The sequence below is a fragment of the Klebsiella variicola genome (assembly GCF_000828055.2).
Lineage (GTDB): Bacteria > Pseudomonadota > Gammaproteobacteria > Enterobacterales > Enterobacteriaceae > Klebsiella > Klebsiella variicola.
On sequence record NZ_CP010523.2, the window covers coordinates 2,975,849 to 2,995,930 of the forward strand.

Consider the following 20,082-nt stretch of genomic DNA (forward strand, 5'->3'; position numbering starts at 1 on the left):
ACCTTTTGTAAACAGCCGATAAATCAGTAGTATAAACGCAACGCCCCATCGACCGCCGATCACAATGTTAATAAATTATTAAATACAGGCTTGATTTTTATGATTCATAAAAGAACTATTTATAGATATCACACGTAACACATTTGGAGATTTGCGATGCAGCAGTTAGCCAGTTACTTATCCGGCGCCTGGCAGACCGGCCGGGGCCGCGCCCGTACTATCCATCACGCCATTACCGGGGCGGCGCTGTGGGAGGTGACCAGTGAAGGCCTGGATATGGCGCAGGCGCGCCGCTTCGCGATTGAGCGCGGCGGTAAAGCTCTGCAAGTCATGACCTTTATTGAACGCAGCGCGATGTTAAAAGCGGTAGCAAAACGGCTACTGGAGAAGAAAGACGAGTTCTACGCCATCTCCGCGCAAACCGGCGCGACCCGCGCCGATAGCTGGGTGGATATTGAAGGCGGCATCGGCACCCTTTTCACCTATGCCGGGCTCGGTAGTCGCGAATTGCCGGACGATATCCTGTGGCCGGAGGACGAGCTGATCCCGCTCTCCAAACAAGGGGGTTTTGCCGCGCGTCACGTGCTGACCTCGAAATCAGGCGTCGCCGTCCATATCAACGCCTTCAACTTCCCCTGTTGGGGAATGCTGGAAAAACTGGCGCCGACCTGGCTTGCCGGCATGCCGGCGATCATTAAACCGGCCACCGCTACCGCCCAGCTTACCCAGGCGATGGTGAAAGCGATTGTCGACAGCGGCCTGGTGCCGGAAGGCGCCATCAGCCTGATTTGCGGCGGCGCGGGCGATCTTCTCGACCATCTCGATAGCCAGGACGTGGTGACCTTTACCGGCTCAGCCGCCACCGGCCAGCAGCTACGGACCCACCCTAACCTGGTGGCCAAATCGATTCCCTTTACCATGGAAGCGGATTCGCTCAACTGCTGCGTATTAGGTGAAGACGTCACGCCAGAGCAACCGGAATTCGCGCTGTTTATTCGGGAAGTGGTCCGCGAGATGACGGCGAAAGCCGGGCAAAAATGTACCGCTATCCGCAGAATCATCGTACCACTGGCTCAGATTAATGCGGTTAGCGATGCACTGATCTCCCGCCTGCATAAAGTAACCGTCGGTGACCCTGCGCAGGAGGGCATTAAGATGGGGGCCCTGGTTAATCGCGAACAGCGTCAGGATGTGCAGGATAACGTCAATAAACTGATCGCCGCCGGCTGCGAAGCGCTGCTCGGCGGACAGGCAGATCTTAATGCTGATGGCGCGTTCTTCCCGCCGACCCTGCTGTACTGCCCGCAGCCGGATGAAACACCAGCGGTTCACGCCATTGAAGCCTTTGGCCCGGTAGCGACGCTGATGCCGTATCGCGACCGCCAGCATGCGCTGACGCTGGCGCGAGCCGGCGGCGGTAGCCTGGCCGGTACGCTGGTCACCGCCAGCGGCGAGCTGGCGCGCGAGTTTATCCTTGGCGCCGCGCGCGCCCATGGCCGAATTCAGATCCTTAACGAGGAGTCCTCGGCAGAGTCGACCGGCCACGGCTCGCCGCTGCCGCAGCTGGTACACGGCGGCCCTGGCCGCGCGGGCGGCGGAGAAGAGCTTGGCGGGCTGCGCTCGGTGAAACACTATATGCAGCGTACCGCGGTCCAGGGCAGCCCAACGATGCTGGCGACCATAAGCCAGCAGTGGGTGCGCGGCGCTCAGGTTAGCGAAGACCGCATTCACCCGTTCCGTAAATACTTCGAAGAGATCCAGCCTGGCGATAGCTTATTAACCCCGCGGAGAACCCTCACCGAAGCGGATATCGTTAATTTCGCCTGCCTGAGCGGCGATCATTTCTACGCGCACATGGACAAAATCGCCGCCGCCGAGTCGATTTTCGGCGAGCGGGTGGTCCACGGTTATTTCCTGATCTCCGCTGCGGCCGGGCTGTTCGTCGATGCCGGCGTCGGGCCGGTTATCGCCAACTACGGCATGGAAAACCTGCGCTTTATTGAGCCGGTCAAACCGGGAGACACCATTCAGGTTCGCCTGACCTGTAAGCGGAAAACGGTTAAGCGTCAGCGTAGCGCCGATGAGAAAGCCACCGGTGTGGTGGAATGGGCTGTCGAGATTTTCAACCAGCACCAGCAGGCGGTGGCGCTGTATTCCATTCTGACCCTGGTGGCGCGCCAGCAAGGGGATTTTCCGGCGTAATAGCGGAAAATAGACCGCTGGCGCTCTGTTGGCCGATCCTTGAGCCATTGATCCTGCAATCGGTTTGCAACGGTTTCGCCCCGGGAAGTCCTTTATGTTATCTGTGGCTTCAGCGCACATTGCGCTCCCGATTAATCGTCTGCGTTATGTCACTCATGGCGCAGGGAGCGCACAGGGGGCGGCCAGTCGCCGCCGCCCCCTGTACCCCCGGGCTCCGGCCAGCAAAATCGCCACTGCGTGGTGCCTTCGACTTTTCCCTGCAGGCTGCGGGTCGGGCCGAGGCAGCGTCCCTGCAAAACACGGCCCTCAGCCCGCATCCATGCGGGCTGCCCCGGCCTTCCGGGAACGTCTCAGCGATTTTGAGGCCGCCAGCACCGGTAGTTTCAGCGGCCCCAGCGCCAGCGATGATTTGGATCTGTAGGGGCTGTAGGCCCGGTAAGGCGTCAGCCGCCACCCGGCAAAAAAATCAGCGCACGTTCTCAATGCCTCTGCGGAGGCATTTTTTACGCCCGTCTGGCAAAACTGACAAACAAGCTGGCAAAAGCAAACAAACGCCCCGGCGCCGCTGGCTGGTAGCTTAAGGGTGACAAAGCCGACATTCGCAGCGGCAAGAGACAACACAACAATAAGATGAGGTCACAATGGCAAACGGCTTGAAATTTTCTCCTCGTAAAACCGCGCTGGCGCTGGCCGTGGCGGTGGTTTGCGCCTGGCAATCACCGGTCTTCGCCCACGGCAGCGAAGCCCACATGGTACCGCTGGATAAAACGCTGCAGGCGTTCGGCGCCGATGTGCAGTGGGATGACTACGCGCAGATGTTTACCCTGATAAAAGACGGCGCTTACGTTAAAGTGAAGCCCGGCGCCAAAACCGCGATCGTCAACGGTAAAACCCTTGACCTGCAGGTGCCGGTGGTGATGAAGGAAGGAAAAGCCTGGGTCTCCGATACCTTTATCAACGATGTCTTCCAGTCCGGTCTCGATCAGACCTTCCAGGTGGAAAAGCGCCCTCACCCGTTAAACTCGCTCTCGGCGGCGGAAATCAGTGAAGCGGTGGCCATTGTTAAAGCCGCGCCGGAATTCCAGCCCAATACCCGCTTTACCGAAATTTCCCTGCACGAGCCGGATAAAGCGGCGGTGTGGGCCTTTGCCCTGCAGGGTACGCCGGTCGATTCACCGCGCACCGCCGATGTGGTGATGCTGGATGGCAAACACGTGATTGAAGCCGTCGTCGATCTGCAAAACAAAAAAATCCTCTCCTGGACGCCAGTTAAAGGCGCCCACGGGATGGTACTGCTCGATGATTTTGTCAGCGTGCAGAACATCATCAACGCCAGCAGCGAATTCGCTGAGGTGCTGAAAAAGCACGGTATTACCGATCCCAGTAAAGTGGTCACCACCCCGCTCACCGTCGGCTATTTTGATGGCAAAGATGGCCTGCAGCAGGATGCGCGTCTGCTGAAGGTGGTCAGTTATCTCGATACCGGCGACGGCAACTACTGGGCGCACCCGATTGAAAACCTGGTGGCGGTGGTCGACCTTGAAGCGAAGAAAATTATCAAAATTGAGGAAGGCCCGGTGATCCCGGTACCGATGGAGCCCCGTCCGTATGATGGCCGCGACCGCAACGCCCCGGCGGTGAAACCGCTGGAGATAACCGAACCGGAAGGCAAAAACTACACAATCACCGGGGATACCATTCACTGGCAAAACTGGGATTTCCACCTGCGCCTGAACTCACGCGTCGGGCCAATTCTCTCGACGGTGACCTACAACGATAACGGCAAAAAACGCCAGGTGATGTATGAAGGTTCCCTCGGTGGGATGATCGTTCCCTACGGCGACCCGGACGTCGGCTGGTATTTCAAAGCCTACCTCGACTCCGGCGATTACGGCATGGGCACCCTGACCTCGCCGATTGTCCGCGGCAAGGATGCGCCATCGAATGCGGTGCTGCTGGATGAAACCATCGCCGATTACACCGGCAAACCGACCACGATTCCAGGCGCGGTCGCCATATTCGAACGCTATGCCGGGCCGGAATATAAGCACCTGGAGATGGGCAAGCCCAACGTCAGTACCGAACGCCGGGAACTGGTGGTACGCTGGATCAGTACCGTCGGGAACTATGATTATATCTTTGACTGGGTGTTCCACGACAACGGCACCATCGGTATCGACGCCGGCGCCACCGGGATTGAAGCCGTCAAAGGCGTGATGGCGAAGACCATGCACGACCCCAGCGCCAAAGAGGATACCCGCTACGGGACGCTGATCGACCATAATATTGTCGGCACCACCCACCAGCACATCTATAACTTCCGCCTCGACCTCGACGTGGACGGCGAAAACAACACCCTGGTGGCGATGGATCCTGAAGTGAAGCCCAACACCGCCGGTGGCCCGCGCACCAGTACCATGCAGGTGAATCAGTACACCATTGACAGCGAGCAGAAAGCGGCGCAGAAATTCGACCCGGGAACCATTCGCCTGCTGAGCAACACCAGCAAAGAGAACCGCATGGGCAACCCGGTCTCTTATCAGATCATCCCGTATGCCGGCGGTACGCATCCGGCGGCGACCGGCGCGAAGTTCGCCCCGGACGAGTGGATCTACCATCGCCTGAGCTTTATGGATAAACAGCTGTGGGTGACGCGCTACCACCCGACAGAGCGTTATCCGGAAGGGAAATACCCGAACCGTTCCGCCCAGGATACCGGCTTAGGGCAGTACGCAAAGGATGATGAGTCGCTGACTAACCACGATGACGTCGTGTGGATCACCACCGGCACCACTCACGTGGCGCGCGCCGAAGAGTGGCCGATCATGCCGACCGAGTGGGCGCACGCCCTGCTGAAGCCGTGGAACTTCTTTGACGAAACCCCAACCCTTGGCGAGAAGAAAAAGTAATCTTAGCCCGCGGTGAAATCGAGCAGGATTTTACCGCCTCTTCCCGGCTGGTCGGCGGCGGCAATCGCCTCCCGCCAGTCGTTCAACGCTATGCGCTGGGCCGGCGGCTGGGTGGTCGTTGGCAAGCGCAGCCAAATCTCGTCAAACGCCGCCCGCCACGCCGCCACGCTGAGTGTCGGCAACGCCTCCCGCAGATGAAACTTACGCACCGTCGCGCTACCGCGCGTCTGGGTCAGCGGCCGCCCGGATAACAGCCCATAGGAGATCAGGGTCGACGATGCGGGCAGCACCGACAGCAGCGTATTCGCCAGTTCGCCGCCCACCGCGTCAAACACCAGATCGCTGTGTTGGCTGACCTTCTCCATCAGCGCCCGGTCGGTATCGAGGATCGGATAGATCCCGGCCTGTTCCAGGCGCGCCCGGTGCTGCGGCGAGCGAATAATCCCGCTCACCGAGCGGGCGCCCATCGCCAGCGCCCACTGTCCCAGCAGGCTGGCGCAGGAGGACGATGCCGCGGTCAGCACAAGGTGTTTTCCGGCAACCGGCCAGCGCTTGAGCATCAGCATAGCCGTCAGCGGATTGATATACCCGCGGGCAGCCAGCAGATCGTCAACCGCTGGCGGCACCGGCACCAGCCAGGTCTCATCCAGATCGATAAACCGCTGCCAGGTGCCGCCCCCGCGAAGAGGTAGCACCCGCTGTCCCGCGGACAGCCGGCTGCCGTATGGCGCGGCGACCACCTCGCCAAGGCCTTCATAACCAGCGACGGCCGGCAGTCGGGTGCGGTGGCGATAGGCGCCGGTCACGGGGATCAGATCCGAGGGATTCACCGGGGCATAGCGCATCCTGACCCGCACCCGTCCGCCCGCCAGCGGCGCCAGCGGCAGGCGTTTCAGGGTCAGCACGGCGGCCGGCGGCCCGTAGCGGTCATAAACAATGGCGTCGTTGAACATCGACAGGCTCCAGACAGCGAAAGGCGGGATCATAGCAGATCCCGCCGCCAGTGGCTCACGCCCGCGGCCAAACCTGGGGGAACAGCGGGGAATCCAGCGGGTCGCCGTCCCGCAGGGTCAGCTCGGGGAACGGTGGCGACGTCACGCCGCCGCGATCGGCAAACGCGGCGTCATCCCCCACCCAACGGGCGGAGAAGACCCGTCGCGCCCGCGCGCCGGGGTTGCCGCGGGCGCCATGGACGGTGCGGAAATGGAAGGCCACCGCATCCCCCGGCTCCAGCGCCCAGCTGACGATATCGTATTCGTCCTCATGGGCGTCGATATCCGGCAGGGTGCTGAACCGGGTGTGCTCGTAAAGCTTAGTGCCATTGAAACGGGTAGGACTGAACTCCTCCTCCCAGCGATGCGACCCGCGAATGCAGCGCAGCGAGGTGGCCTCCGCCACCGGGTCCAGCGGGATCCAGAAGCTGACGTTCTGTCTGCCGGAGACGCAATAGTAAGGCTGGTCATGATGCCAGGGAGTCACCGTGCTGCCTCCGGCCGGTTTGACCAGCGTATGTTCATGGAAAAATTTCGCCGTCTGCGACTGCATCAGCGCCGCCGCGATCTCGGCGGCCGCTGACTGAAAGACAAACTCGCTAAACGCCGGGATCCGCGACCAGTTGCAGTAGTCCTGAAAAAAAGGCGGCGAACCATCTTTGGGGATCACCGTGCGCGCATGACCATACTCGCTGGGGCTGGCCATCAGCGCCGTGACCCCCTCGGCGAGGCGATCGACCCAGGGGGTAAAGACGCCTTTTAATAACACCGCGCCATCCGCCTGCCAGCGGTCGATGGTCGCTTGATCGATGTGGGGAGAGTGTTGATTGTGCATCGCTTGGGTTCCTGTGTTGAGGGATCAGGTGAGCGGTTCCGCCGGTTCGGCACGCATCCACGCGCAAAGCTGTCTCAGCATCGTCATACAGCGCTCGGTCTGCGCGATGCTGATGTACTCATCGGCCTTATGGCCCTGGGCCATGCTGCCCGGTCCGCAGACCAGGGTCGCGACGCCCATCTCATCGAACAGCCCTCCTTCGGTGCCGAACGCCACGGTGGAGAAGCGATCGCTGCCGCACCACTGTGACAGCCAGCGGGCGAAGTCGGACTGCGGATCGCTGAGCAGCGGCGGATAGTGGCTTAACAGCTGGAACTGGATGTCGCTCCCGCTGCCTACCCGGCGCATCTCCGGCAGCAGCTGGCGGCGGGCGTAGGCCGCCAGCGCCTCGGTGACCGCTTCGGGACGCATCCCCGGCAGGTAGCGGATCTCAAAATCAAAGCGGCAGGACTGCGGAACAATATTCAGCGCGGCCCCACCCTGAATAGTGCCCACCTGCAGCGTGCTGAAGGGCGGCGAAAAGCGGCTGTCCTGCTGCCGGGCCAGACGCACGCCCAGCCGATCCAGGTGGTTGATCAGCCTGGCCGCGTAGCGGATGGCGTTCACCCCCTGCGGGGCATAGGCCGAATGGCAGGCCTGCCCCTCGATGCAGCAGCGCATGGCCAGTTTGCCTTTATGACCGAACACCGGCTGCATCTCTGTCGGCTCGCCGATGAGGCACAGCGCCGGTTTCTCCGGCGAGGCCTGCAGAAAATCCACCAGGCTGCGCACGCCGAGACAGCCGACCTCTTCGTCATAGGAGAAGGCCAGATGCAGTGGCATGCGCAGCGGCGCCGCCAGAAAGTCATCCACTGCCGCCAGCACGCAGGCGAGAAACCCCTTCATATCGGCGCTGCCGCGGCCATAGTAGCGGCCATCGCGCTCGGTGAGGCTGAAAGGCGGAACGCTCCAGGCCTGGCCGTCCACCGGGACCACGTCGGTGTGGCCCGAGAGCATCACCCCACCGCCGCCGGACGGCCCCAGCCGGGCGTAGAGATTGGCCTTACCGCCCGACGGGTCATAAAAGCGGCGGGACGCCACGCCGCGGGCAGCGAGAAAATCGGCGATCCAGTCGATCATCGCCAGGTTCGAATGGCGGCTGGTGGTGTCAAAAGCCAGCAGCGCGGCGAGGATGTTATTCATCGCCGGGGACGCCATAGGCGGGCGCATCGCGAGGGTCGAGCGCCCGGGTAATATAGGCGTCCATTTGCGGCTCCCAGGCCAGCCACAGTTGCTCAAGGGCCGCCAGCGGATCCGTCTCCGCCCAGTCAATACGCAGATCGACCACCGGCCACGGGTAATCGTCCACCACCTTCACCGCCGCCGAGTGGACCGGGCCGGCCTCGCCCCCGGCGGCAATCCCCGCGCGCAGCCCGGCCAGCAGCCGGCTGGCCAGTTCACCGCTCGCCGTCTCGAAGGCGGCCACCATCGCGGCGATCACCTCGTGACTGGCCAGCATGTTGCCCGCCGCCACGCAGTTATCTCCCGCCAGGGTGCCACCGATCCCGAGAGTATGTTCCCCGCTGAACGCCGCCACTTCACCGTTGGCATCAATCGCCGCGACCTGGCGATATTCGCGGAAGCGGTCCTCCGCCAGGGCCAGGTTCAGAGCCTGCTCAACGGAGGCCCCCGCCTCAAGCGCACCAAGAATATGCGGCCCCAGCGACGGTAAGGTTATGTTCTGACTGGCGACTGCGCCGACGCCGGGCAATAGCCACGGACAGCGCGATCCCACGGCCATGCTCGACGAACTAATGGCAATGCCCAACTGACCTGATTCCGGGCAGCGGGCGCTAATAGAGAGAGTCATTCTGCTGCCTCCCCCTGCCAGTCGTCAGGGATCACCGCCGTAACGTCAATCTCCATCAGCCACTGCGGCTGCGCGAGGGCCGACACCACCACCCCGGTGGAGATGGGAAAGACGCCTTTTAACCATTTGCCCACCTCCTGATAGACCGGCTCGCGATAGCGGGGATCGATCAGATAAGTGGTGGTCTTGACGATATGCGAGAGGTCGCTTCCCGCCTCTTTCAGCAACTGTTCAACATTCTTCATTGCCTGCTCCGCCTGCGCCCGCGGGTCGCCGAGGCCAATCAGATTGCCGGCGAAATCGGTGCCAACCTGGCCGCGAACGTAGACGGTATTGCCGGCCCGCACCGCCTGGCACAGATCGTTGTTCAGCGCCTGGTTCGGGTAGGTCTCTTTGGTGTTAAACATGCGAATACGGGTATGAGTTGGCATCAAAGCACTCCTTAAGGAAAACGGTTAACAGGACGGCTGGTAACGCTGGTACTGGCGCTGAATGGCGATCTGGTCGGCAATATATTTGGCATCGTGCCAGACGCCCCAGATAAAGGTGGACCCGCGCCGCGAGAGCCAAGGCAGGCCGAGGAAATAGACGCCCGGCTCCGTCGATACGCCGCGGTGATGCTGTGGCCGCTGTGCGTCATCGAAGGCGTTGACCTTCAGCCAGCGATAGTCGGTGGTGTAGCCCGTCGCCCAGATGATGGTGCCGATCCCGGCCTCAGCCAGATTGAGACTGAGCAGCGGGTCGGTAACGCAGGCCGGATCGGGCAGAAATTCTCGGGCGGAGGGCTCTTCGGGCAGGTCCATACCGTTGCGGGCCACCCACGCGTCCGCGGCGTCGAGCAGCGCAAGGTAGGAGGCATCGCCGCGGCGGATATTCTCCGCCAGGTCGTGGTGAAACAGTGCTTTGTCACCGTCAAAGCCGCGGGTCTGCCCCACTAACGTGACCCCCTGATGCGCCAGCTGGCGAAAATCGACGGTATGGCCGCCGCGCGCGCCGCTCACCGCGATAGTGACATGCTCTTTACCCGGCGCATTGGCCGCGGCATCCCACATTCCCAGCACCCCGAGCCACCAGCAAAAATCGCGCTGACGATAGCGACGCGGCGGGCGGTCGTGCGCTCCCACCGACAGCCACACCGCGCGTCCGGCTCGCTGTAGCTCATCGGCAATCTGCACGCCGGAGGAGCCTGCGCCAATCACCAGCACACCGCCCTCCGGTAGCTGCTGCGGGTTAAAATAGTGCGCGGAGTGGAGCTGCTGAATAGCCTGACTCTGTGGGGCGATGGCCGGGATCACTGGCCGCTGAAACGGCCCGGTGGCCGCTACGATCCGCTGCGCTTCAATCACCCCCTGCGAGGTGTCGATACGAAAGCCCGGCCGTCCGACGAGGCGTTCGGCGCTGAAAACCTCCACCCCGGTACGGATCGGCGCATTGAAGCTGCGGGCATAGGCGGCAAAATAGTCTGCCACCTGCTCTTTGCCGACAAAGCTGTCTGCCGGGCAGTCCGGGAACACCATGCCCGGGAACCGATCGTGCCAGGCCGGGCCGTTGGCGACCAGCGAATCCCAGCGTCCGCTGCGCCAGGCCTGGGCAATACACTGCTTTTCCAGCACCAGGTGGGGGATATCCAGCCGGGTCAGATGCTCGCTCATGGCGACGCCCGCCTGCCCCGCGCCCACCACCAGGGTATCGATCTCGGTAATCTGTTCAGTCATTTCGCTATCCTTCAAGCACAGTTGCCGACGACGTCGCCGGAATTGACGGCTTTCAGGTTATTTAACTGTGACGAATTGGTAAAATATTATAAAACGATCGACTGAATAGAATTTTACGAGGCTGAGTGACGACAAAAAATAATGCCTGCCGGATCGACAGGCGTTATTTCAGGCGTGAGTTGGGGTTAATTCGATGCTGCGACAATAATCCATAAACAGTTGCGTCGGCCGCGTGGGCTCATTATTCGCGAGATGCGCCATAATTAAGGTCGAGGCGGGCATCTCGTCGGCAATATCCCGCTGCACCACTCTTTCGCCATCGTAGGTCATATCGCAGCAGGGCCGGGTGACCAGCACCGAAAAACCCAACCCCTGACCCACCATACAGCGCACCATTTCAATGGAGGGGGAACTGTAAGCCACTTCCGGGTGATAACCCTTTTCCTTAAAGATGGAGATAAAATAATTTTTACTGGGGACCGCATCGAGGAGGATCATCGGCTCGCGGCTCAGCTCCTGCAGCGTCACCTGCGCCTTCTGCGCCAGCGGATGCGCGGCGGGCAGCAGCGCGTAGGGTTTATGCGGGGCATTGAGCCGCTCTTTATTGATCGAATGGCCGAGCTCCAGATCGTAAACCAGCGCGAGGTCGAAGCGGCCGCGGTGCAGGCCATGCATCAGCTCATGCTGTTCGCCGTCGTACAGATGCAGGGTGATTTCCGGATAGCATTTCTTAAACCCGGCCACCAGCTTCGGCATATACAGCGGAGCCACCGATTCGAAGCAACCGATGGAGATCATGCCAGAAACCAGCTCTTTATCCGCTCGCGAATTCTGTTCGAACTCCCAGGACAGGCGCAGCAGCTCTTTCGCTTTATCGTAGATCCGCCGACCGCTGGAGGTGAGCGAAACGCCCTGCGCATGGTGGCGAATAAACAGCTGCTGGTCGAAGGTGCTCTCCAGATTCTTGATGGCAATCGAAATCGACGGCTGCGCAATGTGCAGCTGGCGGGAGGCCTCGGCGATACTCTCCGTCTCCACCACGGTGACGAAATATTTGAGCTGCTTCAGGGTAAATCGGTTCATAGCATCACCATTGATAAAATATGGTCCGGCGCACACGGGGAATAGTTTTCCTCTAAGTCCCAAGCAATCCGCGTGCCACCCCAGGAAAAGAGCGGCGCATTGCCCGACAAGGGGCGACAATATTTATTATTGCTCTACGCCCGCGTGGTTTATTTCCACCATTGCACCATCATGCGCCACGCTGCACGCCAGACTGGCAGCGTCTGCCCCAGTTTCGCGCAAAATAACCTGTCTGCGCAAAATAGCGTTATTGAATTACAGTCATTGTTTTTAAATTGTTTACGCAAAGTATCTTAACAATCACTTTAAATTCCATATCGTTAATATCGCTGTATAGTTTTTTTAAACTTAAAGGCCAAAAATTTACTAATTGCCTCTGAAAGCATCCTGCCAGCATAGTGTATTCGCACGATGAATACCGGTGGCTCCCCATTACGGCACAGCCAAGCCACTTTCATTTTTGATAATTATGACGAGTGAAATAGCCCATGACGTTTAACTGGAACTACATGTTAAGCCTGCTCAGCGATGCCGATTTTTGGTGGGCCACCTGGACCGTCATTAAATTAAGTCTGCTGACCTGGGGCTGCAGTATTGTGCTCGGATTTATTCTGGCGCTGGCCAAACAGTCGCCGCGCGGCTGGTTATCCACCCCAGCCCGGCTGTATATCTGGTTATTTCGCAGTATGCCGCTGCTGGTCCTGCTGATTTTTGTCTACAACATGCCGCAGGCGCTGCCCTCCTTCGCCCCGGTGCTGAACGATCCCTTCTGGGCCGGCCTGCTGGCGATGGTCCTCAGCGAAGCGGCTTATATCGCCGAGATCCACCGCGGCGGATTGCTCTCCATCCCTCGCGGGCAGAGCGAAGCCGCACGGGCCCTGGGGTTGCGCTACGCCGGGATCCAGTGGCGGGTGATCATCCCCCAGGCGCTGCGCGTCGCCCTGCCGGCGCTGGCCAATGAATATATCGCCATCGTGAAGCTCAGTTCGCTGGTGTCGGTGATCTCCCTGACCGAAATATTGATGGTCGGCCAGCAGCTCTACTCGCAGAACTTTCTGGTCATGGAGACGATGACGGCCGTGGCGTTTTATTACATCTTTATCGTCACGGTGTTCGATTTTCTGCTGAAACGGCTGGAGAACTACCTTGACGTAACCCAGCGCAATACCGCTCGTCCGGTAGATGCCGAGATGCAGCGGCTGGCCAGCGCCCGCCGCCCGGCGATGGCGCGCAGCGTCGCCCAGAGTCATGAGCCGGCGCTGCAGGCCTCTAAGCTGCATAAGGCCTACAACAACGTCGAAGTGCTGGGGGCGGTGAGCCTGCAGATCCAGCCCGGCGAGGTGGTCTCGGTCATCGGTCCGTCAGGCTCGGGGAAAACCACCCTCATTCGCCTGCTGAACGGTCTTGAGCAGATCGATAACGGCGAAATTCAGATTAACGGCCAACCCTTTATTCACCTCGACCGCCAGGGGCAGCAGAAGCCGCGCTTTATGGAGAATGCCGAACATCGCCTGAACATCGGCATGGTGTTCCAGAGCTTTAACCTGTTCCCGCATCTGACCGTGTTCGGCAATCTGCTGCTGGCCCCGCGCTATCACCATCTGGCAAGTGACGCGGAGCTCCGCCAGCACGCCTGCGAACTGCTGCACAAAGTGGGCATGCTGGAGCACGCCTGGAAGTATCCGCACCAGCTCTCCGGCGGACAGCAGCAGCGGGTGGCGATCGCCCGCGCCCTGATGATGCGTCCGCAGATCATGCTGTTCGATGAGCCCACCTCGGCGCTGGATCCGGAAAAAGTGAATGAAGTGCTGCAGGTTATCGAATCCCTGGCCCACGAAGGCATCACCATGGTCATCGTCACCCACGAGATGAACTTCGCCTTCAAAGTGTCCGACCGGATCGTGTTTATGGAGAAAGGCCGGGTGGTGTGCGATGACACGCCGCAGGCGATGCGTAGCGGGCAACACCCGCGGGTCGAGGCCTTTCTCAAAGATGTTTCTCTGGCTTAACTATCGGAACGTGAAGAGGAAAAACTATGATTGCGCAGTGGCAAATTGATCAGTTTCATCAGCAGGGTTTTCTGGTGGTCGAAGAGGTGCTTTCCAGCGCCGACATCGCCGCCCTGCAGAGCGATTTCGACGGCTGGGTCGAGGAGAGCCGCGGTCACGCGACGGTGTGGGGAGAAACCCTCGACGGGCGGCCACGCTTCGATATCGAGCGCGATCATGCTCCTGACCATCCGTCGCTGCGCCGGGTCGCCTCCCCGACGGAGATCTCCGAGGCCTATCGCCATACTGCGCTGAACTCGCGGATGGCGACCATCGCCGCGCAATTGATCGGCGGCAGCGGCACCCGCTTTCATCACAGTAAAATTAACTCCAAGCTGCCGCACACCGCCACCGAGGTGAAATGGCATCAGGATTTCCTTTTCACCCCACACAGCAATGACGACATCATCACCGCCCTGCTGATGGTCAGCGAGGTGACGCCAGAGAATGGCCCGCTCAACGTGGTGCCGGGCAGTCATCAGGGGCCGCTGTGGTCCCACTGGCAGGAGGGGCGCTTCACGGGGGCGGTGGATGATGAGGTGGTGGCGACGCACTGCCAGCAGCCGCAGGCCTGTTTTGGCCCGGCGGGCTCAGTCTGCTTTATGCATACCCGCCTGCTGCACGCCTCCAGCCCCAACGAGACCGCCCTGCCGCGCACCCTGTTCATCAGCGTCTACGCCGCGGAGGATGCGCTACCCTACGGCGAAAACCCGCTGCCGAGCCGCCATGCCGGCCACCTGGTCGCGGGAGAAGAGAGCGGTCTGGTGCGCAGCACCAATAACCAGCTTCGTCTGCCGCAGAAGCCGCGCGGCGCTTCGTTTTTTGTTCAGCAGGCCGGCGCCGATCGCGCCAGCATGTAATTTGCCCATACTCCGGAGGTTTTATGACACGCATTTTCGCACCACGCCCGCTGCCCCTGCTGCTCTGCGCAGCGGCTGCTCTGACATCCTTTAGCGCACTGGCCTTTCAGCAAAGCGGTAAGATCACCGCCGGTTCGGACATGACCTTTTTTCCTTACGAGTACATGGAAAACAATAAGCCAGCCGGTTTTGACATCGAGCTGCTCGATGGTCTGGCGAAGACTATGGGCCGTGAAGCAGTGAATATCGATACCCGCTTCCCCAACCTGATCCCCGGGCTGCAGGGCGGGCGCTTCGATATCACCAACTCGTCGATGTACATTACCGCCGAACGCCTGAAGGTGATCGATATGGTGCCGTACCTGAAAAGTGGGGAAGCGATCCTCGCCCGCAAAGGCGGCGACTACCAGCCTAAGACCCCGGAAGACTTCTGCGGGCATAAAATCGGCTCGATGGGCGCCACCTCGTGGCTGGCGCAATTGCAGAAGCTTTCCGCCGACTACTGCGTGAAGAAGGGGTTGAAGCCGATTGCGCTGAGCGTTTATACCACCGACCCGCAGACCACCCAGGCGCTGTTGTCGCGCGCGGTGGATGCGCAGATCACCGACGCCGCCGTGGCGCGCGGGGTGGTGGAAAAACTGGGTGACCGGGTGGTTATCTCCTCTGATACGCTGATCTATCCGGTGCTGAACGGCTTTGGCGTTAAAAAAGGCAATACTGAGGTGAAAACCGCCCTCGAAGAGGCGCTGAAAAAATACAGCGCGACGCCGGAATATGCCGCCCTGCTGAAGAAATATCACTTCCAGGCGCCGACGGCGGACGATCTGCAGACCCTGATGCCGAAAGCGGAGTAATGCCCATGCGCGATTCCGATGAAGAGCAGATCCGCATCGACCTGGCGGCCACCTTTCGCATCATTGCCCATCTTGGCATGCATGAGGCGGTGGCCAACCATTTCAGCGCCGCGCTCTCCGCCGACGGGAAAACGTTTTTACTCAACCCGAAGTGGAAACACTTTTCGCGCATCCGCGCCAGCGATCTGCTGGTGCTGAACGCCGATGATGAAGGTTGCGCCGCGCGCCCTGACGTCGATGCCACCGCGTGGGCTATTCACGGGCAGATCCATCAGCGGCTCCCGGACGTGCGGGTGGTTCTGCATCTGCACCCGGTGTACACCACCAGCCTCGCCTGTCTGGCGACGCCGCAGATCCTGCCCATCGACCAGAACACGGCCCGCTATTTTAACCGGGTCGCCGTCGATACCCTGTACGGCGGGATGGCGGACACCGCGGCAGAAGGCGCCCGGCTGGCGGGCCTGCTGGCGGACAAACGCCGCCTGCTGATGGGGAATCACGGGGTGCTGGTGACCGCCCCGACCATCGGCGAGGCGTTCGATGATATCTGGACCCTGGAGCGCGCCTGTCAGATCCTGATCACCGCCTGGTCCACCGGCCAGCCTCTGAAGGTTCTGTCAGACGCGGTAGCGGAAAAAACGGCCCAGGACTGGGAGAAGATTGCCGATTTCTCGCGGCAGCATTTTGCCGAAATGAAGCAGTTAATGATCGACCTCGATCCCTCCCTGGTGGACTAACCCCGCGCCTGCCCGGGTCAGCCCGGGCCGTCGCTGGCTGCCGCCAGCAGCGGCACGATGATATCGCTGAGCGGTGTCGGAATGCCGTGCTGACGCCCGCGACGCTGCACCACGCCGTTACGAATATCCCACTCCAGCGGTCGGCCATTCAGGCGATCGATCAGAATAGAGGTGCTTAAGTCGGCAGGCGCCCGGTGAAAGCCGGCGATAATCTCCTCCGGCACGCTGTCGCCCAGGGCGGCCCCTTCCGCCCGCGCTACCTGCAGACATTCGCGCAAATAAGCCAGTCCGAGGGCAGTGATGTCTTCCCGGGCAAACATCCCGGCGCGGCGTCCGGTCAGCACCATCAGTCCGGCTACGGCGTTCTGCAACAGTTTACGCCAGGCCACGGTGGTAAAATCCGCCGCCAGGTCCACCGCGCAGCGGGTCCCCGCCAGCGCCTGCTGCACTCGCTCTGCCCCCGGCAGATCCGGGAGGGTCAGGCGCGGCGTGGCGCGCAGCCAGACAGAGGCATCGGCATCGCGCTGCGCCGGAAACCAGACCACCGAGGGCAACACCGTCGCGCCGCCGGTCAGGGGGGCAAACTGCTGGCGCTGCTCAACGCCGTTTTGCAGCACGCACACCACGGTGTCCGTGGAACACAGGGCCGTCAGCCAGGAGGCGATGGCCTCCGTCTGGGTAGTTTTCACCGCGACAAAGACCAGGTCGAAGGGGGCGGCTATCGCCGTTGGGTCGGTGTGCACCGGGCCGGGCACCACGATCTCGCCCTCGTCAGTGCGCAGCACCAGCGCCGAATGGGCGGTACGCCCGCAGACCATCGGCGCCCTCCCCACCTCAAACAGGGCGGCGGCGATAGTCGTGCCGATGGCGCCGGGACCAATAAGTGCAACCTTAGGAAATGCTGTCATGCCGAAGACCTCCTGGTGATTCACCGCCCTGGTTGGGCAAAGATTGCCCTCCACAGTAGCGAGAAAGACCGGAGGTCGGCAAGCGGCGCGTCGGGAAAAGCCATTCGCTTTCCCCGACAGCGGTCTAGTAACGCACGCAGACGGATTTGGTTTCGCACCAGCCGTCGAGCCAGTCAGGGCCGAAATCGCGGCCGGTACCAGACTGCTTCATGCCGCCGAAAGGCAGGTTGGCGTCAATCAGGGTATGGCTGTTGACCCATACCGTCCCAGCCTGCAGACGGTCGGTGTAGTTCAGGGCCTGGGTCAGATCGCGGGTCCAGACGCTGGCGGTCAGGCCATAATCGCTGTCGTTGGCCAGACGCAGCGCCTCCTCGCCGTCGGCCACCCGCACCAGGTTCACCACCGGGCCAAACACCTCCTCACGGGTGAGGCGCAGCCCGGCGTCGGGGTTAACCACCAGCGTCGGCGGAATATAATACCCCCCCGCATCCGGTCCGGCGCTGCCGCTGATGAGCTCTGCCTTCTGCTGGCGAGCCTCTTCGAGGTAGGCCGCCACCTTGTCGCAGTGGGCCCGGGAGACCACCGGGTTGATCTGCGCCGTCTCCTGCATCCCCGGCCCCACCTGCAGCGATTTTACCGCCTGCTCGAAACCGCTGACCAGGGTGTCAAACAGCGGCGCTTCGATGTAGATCCGCGAGCTGGCGGCGCAGACCTGCCCCTGATTGAGGAAGCTACCGGTCATCAGCCCCTCAATAACCCACTGGGGATCGGCATCTTTGAGCACAATCGCCGGGTTCTTGCCGCCCAGCTCCAGCGTCACGCGAGTCAGGCGGTCGGCGGCCACGCGGGCGATCTGTTTCCCGGTCGCCGTCGAGCCGGTAAAGCTGACCTTCGCTACCTGCGGATGGGCGGTCAGCGCCGCGCCGCAGCCCGCGCCGCTGCCGGTGACCACGTTGAATACCCCGTCAGGTATTCCCGCCAGGGTCGCCAGCTCCGCCACCCGCAGCAGGGTCAGCGGGGTGGTTTCAGAAGGTTTGATGACGATCGAACAGCCTGCCGCCAGGGCCGGCATGACCTTCCACATGCCGATCATCAGCGGGAAATTCCACGGGACGATGCCCGCCACCACCCCGACCGGCTCTTTTTTGGTCCACGCCTGGTAACGCGCCCCTTGCGGGAACGGGATCGACACGTCCAGCGTCCGGCCGCTGATCTTGGTGGTCAGCCCCGCGGTGTAGCGCATCCAGTTCAGGGTGCAGCCGACCTCAAAGGCGCGAGAGATCGCAATGGATTTGCCCTGCTCAAGGGTTTCCAGTTGCGCCAGCTCTTCGCCGTGCTGCTCCACCAGGTCGGCAAAACGCAGCAGGATGCGTTCACGGTCGGCCGGGGTGCGCCCGGCCCAGCGGCGATCGACAAAAGCGCGCCAGGCGGACATTACCGCCCGGTCAACATCCGCCGGGCTGGCGTCGGCGGTGGTGGCAATCGCCTGCCCGGTGGCCGGATCCCAGACGGTTAACCGGTTTTCGCTCTGCGCGGCGCAGGGAGCGCCGTCGATATACAGGCCATGCTGACGGTCTAAAAACTGCTGGACGCTGGCAAGCAGCGCTATCTGAGAGGTGGACATACCCTTTCCTTATTCTTCGCGGATAGTGCTTTCAGTCTATGTCCGGTTGGCGGCTGGCGCTTTTTTCTCTGTGACATTCGTTTGCGCCGCTGTGACAGTCGCCGCAAATCCGCGGCTTACCCTGGCAGAAATGTGCCGCAGGTAATAGTTCTTTCATATACCCGCCATCGCGGCCTTGCCTGAGGCGGCATAAATGCAACAATGCGGAAACATTGTTATTACAGGAGAAGGGCGAATGATGACCACGGCAGAGGGGGGGCTGGCGTACCAGCGCTGGCTGGCGACGATCAATCAGGTCTGCGGCCATTTCGCCGCCCGGCCGCTGGAGGGGCGCTTCCACGGCGAGATTGACGCCCGCTACGCCGGTAACCTCAAGGTCAGCACGGTCACCGCCGCCGGCGTTAATCTCTACCGCACACACAATGAGATAAAACGCGATAACGACGCCTGGTTCTACACCGTATTTCAGCTTGCCGGCGAAGCCATCATCGAACAGGACGATCGCCAGGTGACGCTGGCGGCAGGCGATATCACGTTAATCGACGCCGCCCGCCCCTGCTCGATTGTCTGGCAGCAGACCTCGCGTCAGGCCTCCCTGCTGCTGCCGCGCCAGCGGGTGGCGCCATCAGGCAACATCGCCACCGCCTGCCGGCTGGACAAATCCCTGCCAATGGTGCAGCTCAGCCAGCGACTGCTGCTGGAAAGCATGGGCGGCACGGCGCTCTCCGCCAGCGAGAGTGAAGCGGCGCTGGAGGCGATCGCCTGCCTGTTACGCCCGGTGCTGCATCAGCGCGAGCCTGCCCCTTCCCGGCGGGAAAAGCAGTTTCAAAAGATTATTGCCTTAATCGATGCGTCCATTCAGTCGGAGCATTTGCGCCCGGAGTGGCTGGCCAGCGAGGCGGGGATGTCGGTACGCAGCCTGTACCGGCTGTTTGCCGACAAAGGGCTGGTGGTGGCGCAGTATATTAAGAACCGGCGGTTGGATCTGTGCGCCCGGGCGCTACAGAATGCCCATGACGACGAAAAGCTGGCGGGGATCGGCTACCGCTGGGGCTTCAGCGACCACAGCCATTTCTCCACCGCCTTTAAGCAGCGCTTTGGCGTCTCGCCGGGCGAATACCGCAAGCGCTGCCGCTGATCATTTACGCCGCCACTGGCCGTTCAGCCCCTGGACGTACTCCCCGGGCTGAGCCCGGGCCACCAGCTTCTGCCCGGCCATTTTCGCCACTTCATCTACCGGCAGATTGTTGTCATCCGCCAGCTGCTGGTAGCTTTCGCTGCGCGCGGCGTTGATCTGCTTCACCAGCGCTAAGGTCTCTTTATCCTGGCGCAGCGGCGCCAGATAGCCATTCAGCGTTTCCCCCACCCGCCCCTGCTGCCGCGCTTCGCTCAGGGTCAACGCCAGCGCGGGCGCGCTGAGTAAGGTCAGCGCCAGCGCTGCGCTTAACAGTCGTTTTCTCATCGTC

General features: G+C 61.5%; 17 protein-coding genes. 7 read left to right on the top strand and 10 right to left on the bottom strand.

Translation table 11 applies throughout. The features are described 5' to 3' along the window. Positions 1-156: 156 nt before the first annotated feature. Together paaZ and tynA are read left to right on the top strand one after the other, a co-directional pair. Positions 157-2,202, top strand: coding sequence for a phenylacetic acid degradation bifunctional protein PaaZ (paaZ, locus tag SP68_RS14030; protein WP_040968451.1), 2,046 nt, complete (start codon positions 157-159; stop codon positions 2,200-2,202). 641 nt (positions 2,203-2,843) lie between these two features. Continuing rightward, entirely contained in the window at positions 2,844-5,111 is a 2,268-nt protein-coding gene (tynA, locus tag SP68_RS14035; protein WP_040968450.1) for a primary-amine oxidase, read from the top strand. A gap of 2 nt (positions 5,112-5,113) precedes the next feature. Here the strand turns inward: tynA and SP68_RS14040 are convergent, their stop codons facing one another. The 7 genes from SP68_RS14040 to SP68_RS14070 form a co-directional block, all read right to left on the bottom strand. After that, the gene (locus SP68_RS14040) at positions 5,114-6,097 is read right to left on the bottom strand and encodes a zinc-dependent alcohol dehydrogenase family protein (protein WP_162499974.1); all 984 of its coding nucleotides are present in this window, start codon (positions 6,095-6,097) and stop codon (positions 5,114-5,116) included. Between the two features lie 22 nt (positions 6,098-6,119). Beyond that, a complete protein-coding gene (locus SP68_RS14045; protein ID WP_012541938.1) occupies positions 6,120-6,938 on the bottom strand; it encodes a phytanoyl-CoA dioxygenase family protein in 819 nt (272 codons plus the stop codon). 24 nt (positions 6,939-6,962) lie between these two features. Next, positions 6,963-8,135, bottom strand: coding sequence for an acetylornithine deacetylase (gene argE / locus SP68_RS14050; protein ID WP_124038086.1), 1,173 nt, complete (start codon positions 8,133-8,135; stop codon positions 6,963-6,965). Next, positions 8,113-8,787, bottom strand: a complete 675-nt coding sequence (locus tag SP68_RS14055; protein WP_008805132.1) for a DUF1028 domain-containing protein — start codon at positions 8,785-8,787, stop codon at positions 8,113-8,115. Before SP68_RS14055 ends, argE begins: the two co-directional genes overlap by 23 nt. After that, positions 8,784-9,218, bottom strand: coding sequence for a RidA family protein (locus SP68_RS14060; protein WP_004190423.1), 435 nt, complete (start codon positions 9,216-9,218; stop codon positions 8,784-8,786). Before SP68_RS14060 ends, SP68_RS14055 begins: the two co-directional genes overlap by 4 nt. Positions 9,219-9,242: 24 nt before the next feature. Then, positions 9,243-10,502, bottom strand: a complete 1,260-nt coding sequence (locus SP68_RS14065; RefSeq protein ID WP_040968448.1) for a flavin-containing monooxygenase — start codon at positions 10,500-10,502, stop codon at positions 9,243-9,245. Positions 10,503-10,670: 168 nt separating this feature from the next. Further along, positions 10,671-11,585, bottom strand: coding sequence for a LysR substrate-binding domain-containing protein (locus tag SP68_RS14070; RefSeq protein ID WP_004190428.1), 915 nt, complete (start codon positions 11,583-11,585; stop codon positions 10,671-10,673). A 488-nt stretch (positions 11,586-12,073) separates the two neighbouring features. On the opposite strand from SP68_RS14070, the gene SP68_RS14075 reads away from it, so the two are divergent. From SP68_RS14075 to SP68_RS14090, 4 genes are read left to right on the top strand one after another with little or no spacing between them, the layout of a single operon-like run. Continuing rightward, complete coding sequence (locus SP68_RS14075) at positions 12,074-13,594, top strand: amino acid ABC transporter permease/ATP-binding protein (RefSeq protein WP_004224471.1); 1,521 nt, start codon at positions 12,074-12,076, stop codon at positions 13,592-13,594. Between the two features lie 26 nt (positions 13,595-13,620). Next, on the top strand, positions 13,621-14,493 hold the full coding sequence (locus SP68_RS14080; protein ID WP_008805134.1) for a phytanoyl-CoA dioxygenase family protein: 873 nt from the start codon (positions 13,621-13,623) through the stop codon (positions 14,491-14,493). A 23-nt stretch (positions 14,494-14,516) separates the two neighbouring features. Continuing rightward, positions 14,517-15,347: an ABC transporter substrate-binding protein gene (locus tag SP68_RS14085; protein ID WP_022065436.1), complete on the top strand. Its 831-nt coding sequence runs from the start codon at positions 14,517-14,519 to the stop codon at positions 15,345-15,347. Positions 15,348-15,352: 5 nt separating this feature from the next. Beyond that, on the top strand, positions 15,353-16,084 hold the full coding sequence (locus tag SP68_RS14090; RefSeq protein ID WP_004224462.1) for a class II aldolase and adducin N-terminal domain-containing protein: 732 nt from the start codon (positions 15,353-15,355) through the stop codon (positions 16,082-16,084). A 17-nt stretch (positions 16,085-16,101) separates the two neighbouring features. Here the strand turns inward: SP68_RS14090 and SP68_RS14095 are convergent, their stop codons facing one another. Together SP68_RS14095 and SP68_RS14100 are read right to left on the bottom strand one after the other, a co-directional pair. Continuing rightward, complete coding sequence (locus SP68_RS14095; protein WP_012541944.1) at positions 16,102-16,992, bottom strand: oxidoreductase; 891 nt, start codon at positions 16,990-16,992, stop codon at positions 16,102-16,104. 124 nt (positions 16,993-17,116) lie between these two features. After that, entirely contained in the window at positions 17,117-18,616 is a 1,500-nt protein-coding gene (locus SP68_RS14100; RefSeq protein WP_040968447.1) for an aldehyde dehydrogenase family protein, read from the bottom strand. Between the two features lie 235 nt (positions 18,617-18,851). On the opposite strand from SP68_RS14100, the gene feaR reads away from it, so the two are divergent. Further along, entirely contained in the window at positions 18,852-19,754 is a 903-nt protein-coding gene (gene feaR, locus SP68_RS14105; RefSeq protein ID WP_040968446.1) for a transcriptional regulator FeaR, read from the top strand. On the opposite strand, the gene SP68_RS14110 is transcribed toward feaR, so the two are convergent. Continuing rightward, positions 19,755-20,078, bottom strand: coding sequence for a YdbL family probable chaperone protein (locus tag SP68_RS14110; protein WP_012541948.1), 324 nt, complete (start codon positions 20,076-20,078; stop codon positions 19,755-19,757). It abuts the gene before it with no gap. Positions 20,079-20,082: the final 4 nt, after the last annotated feature.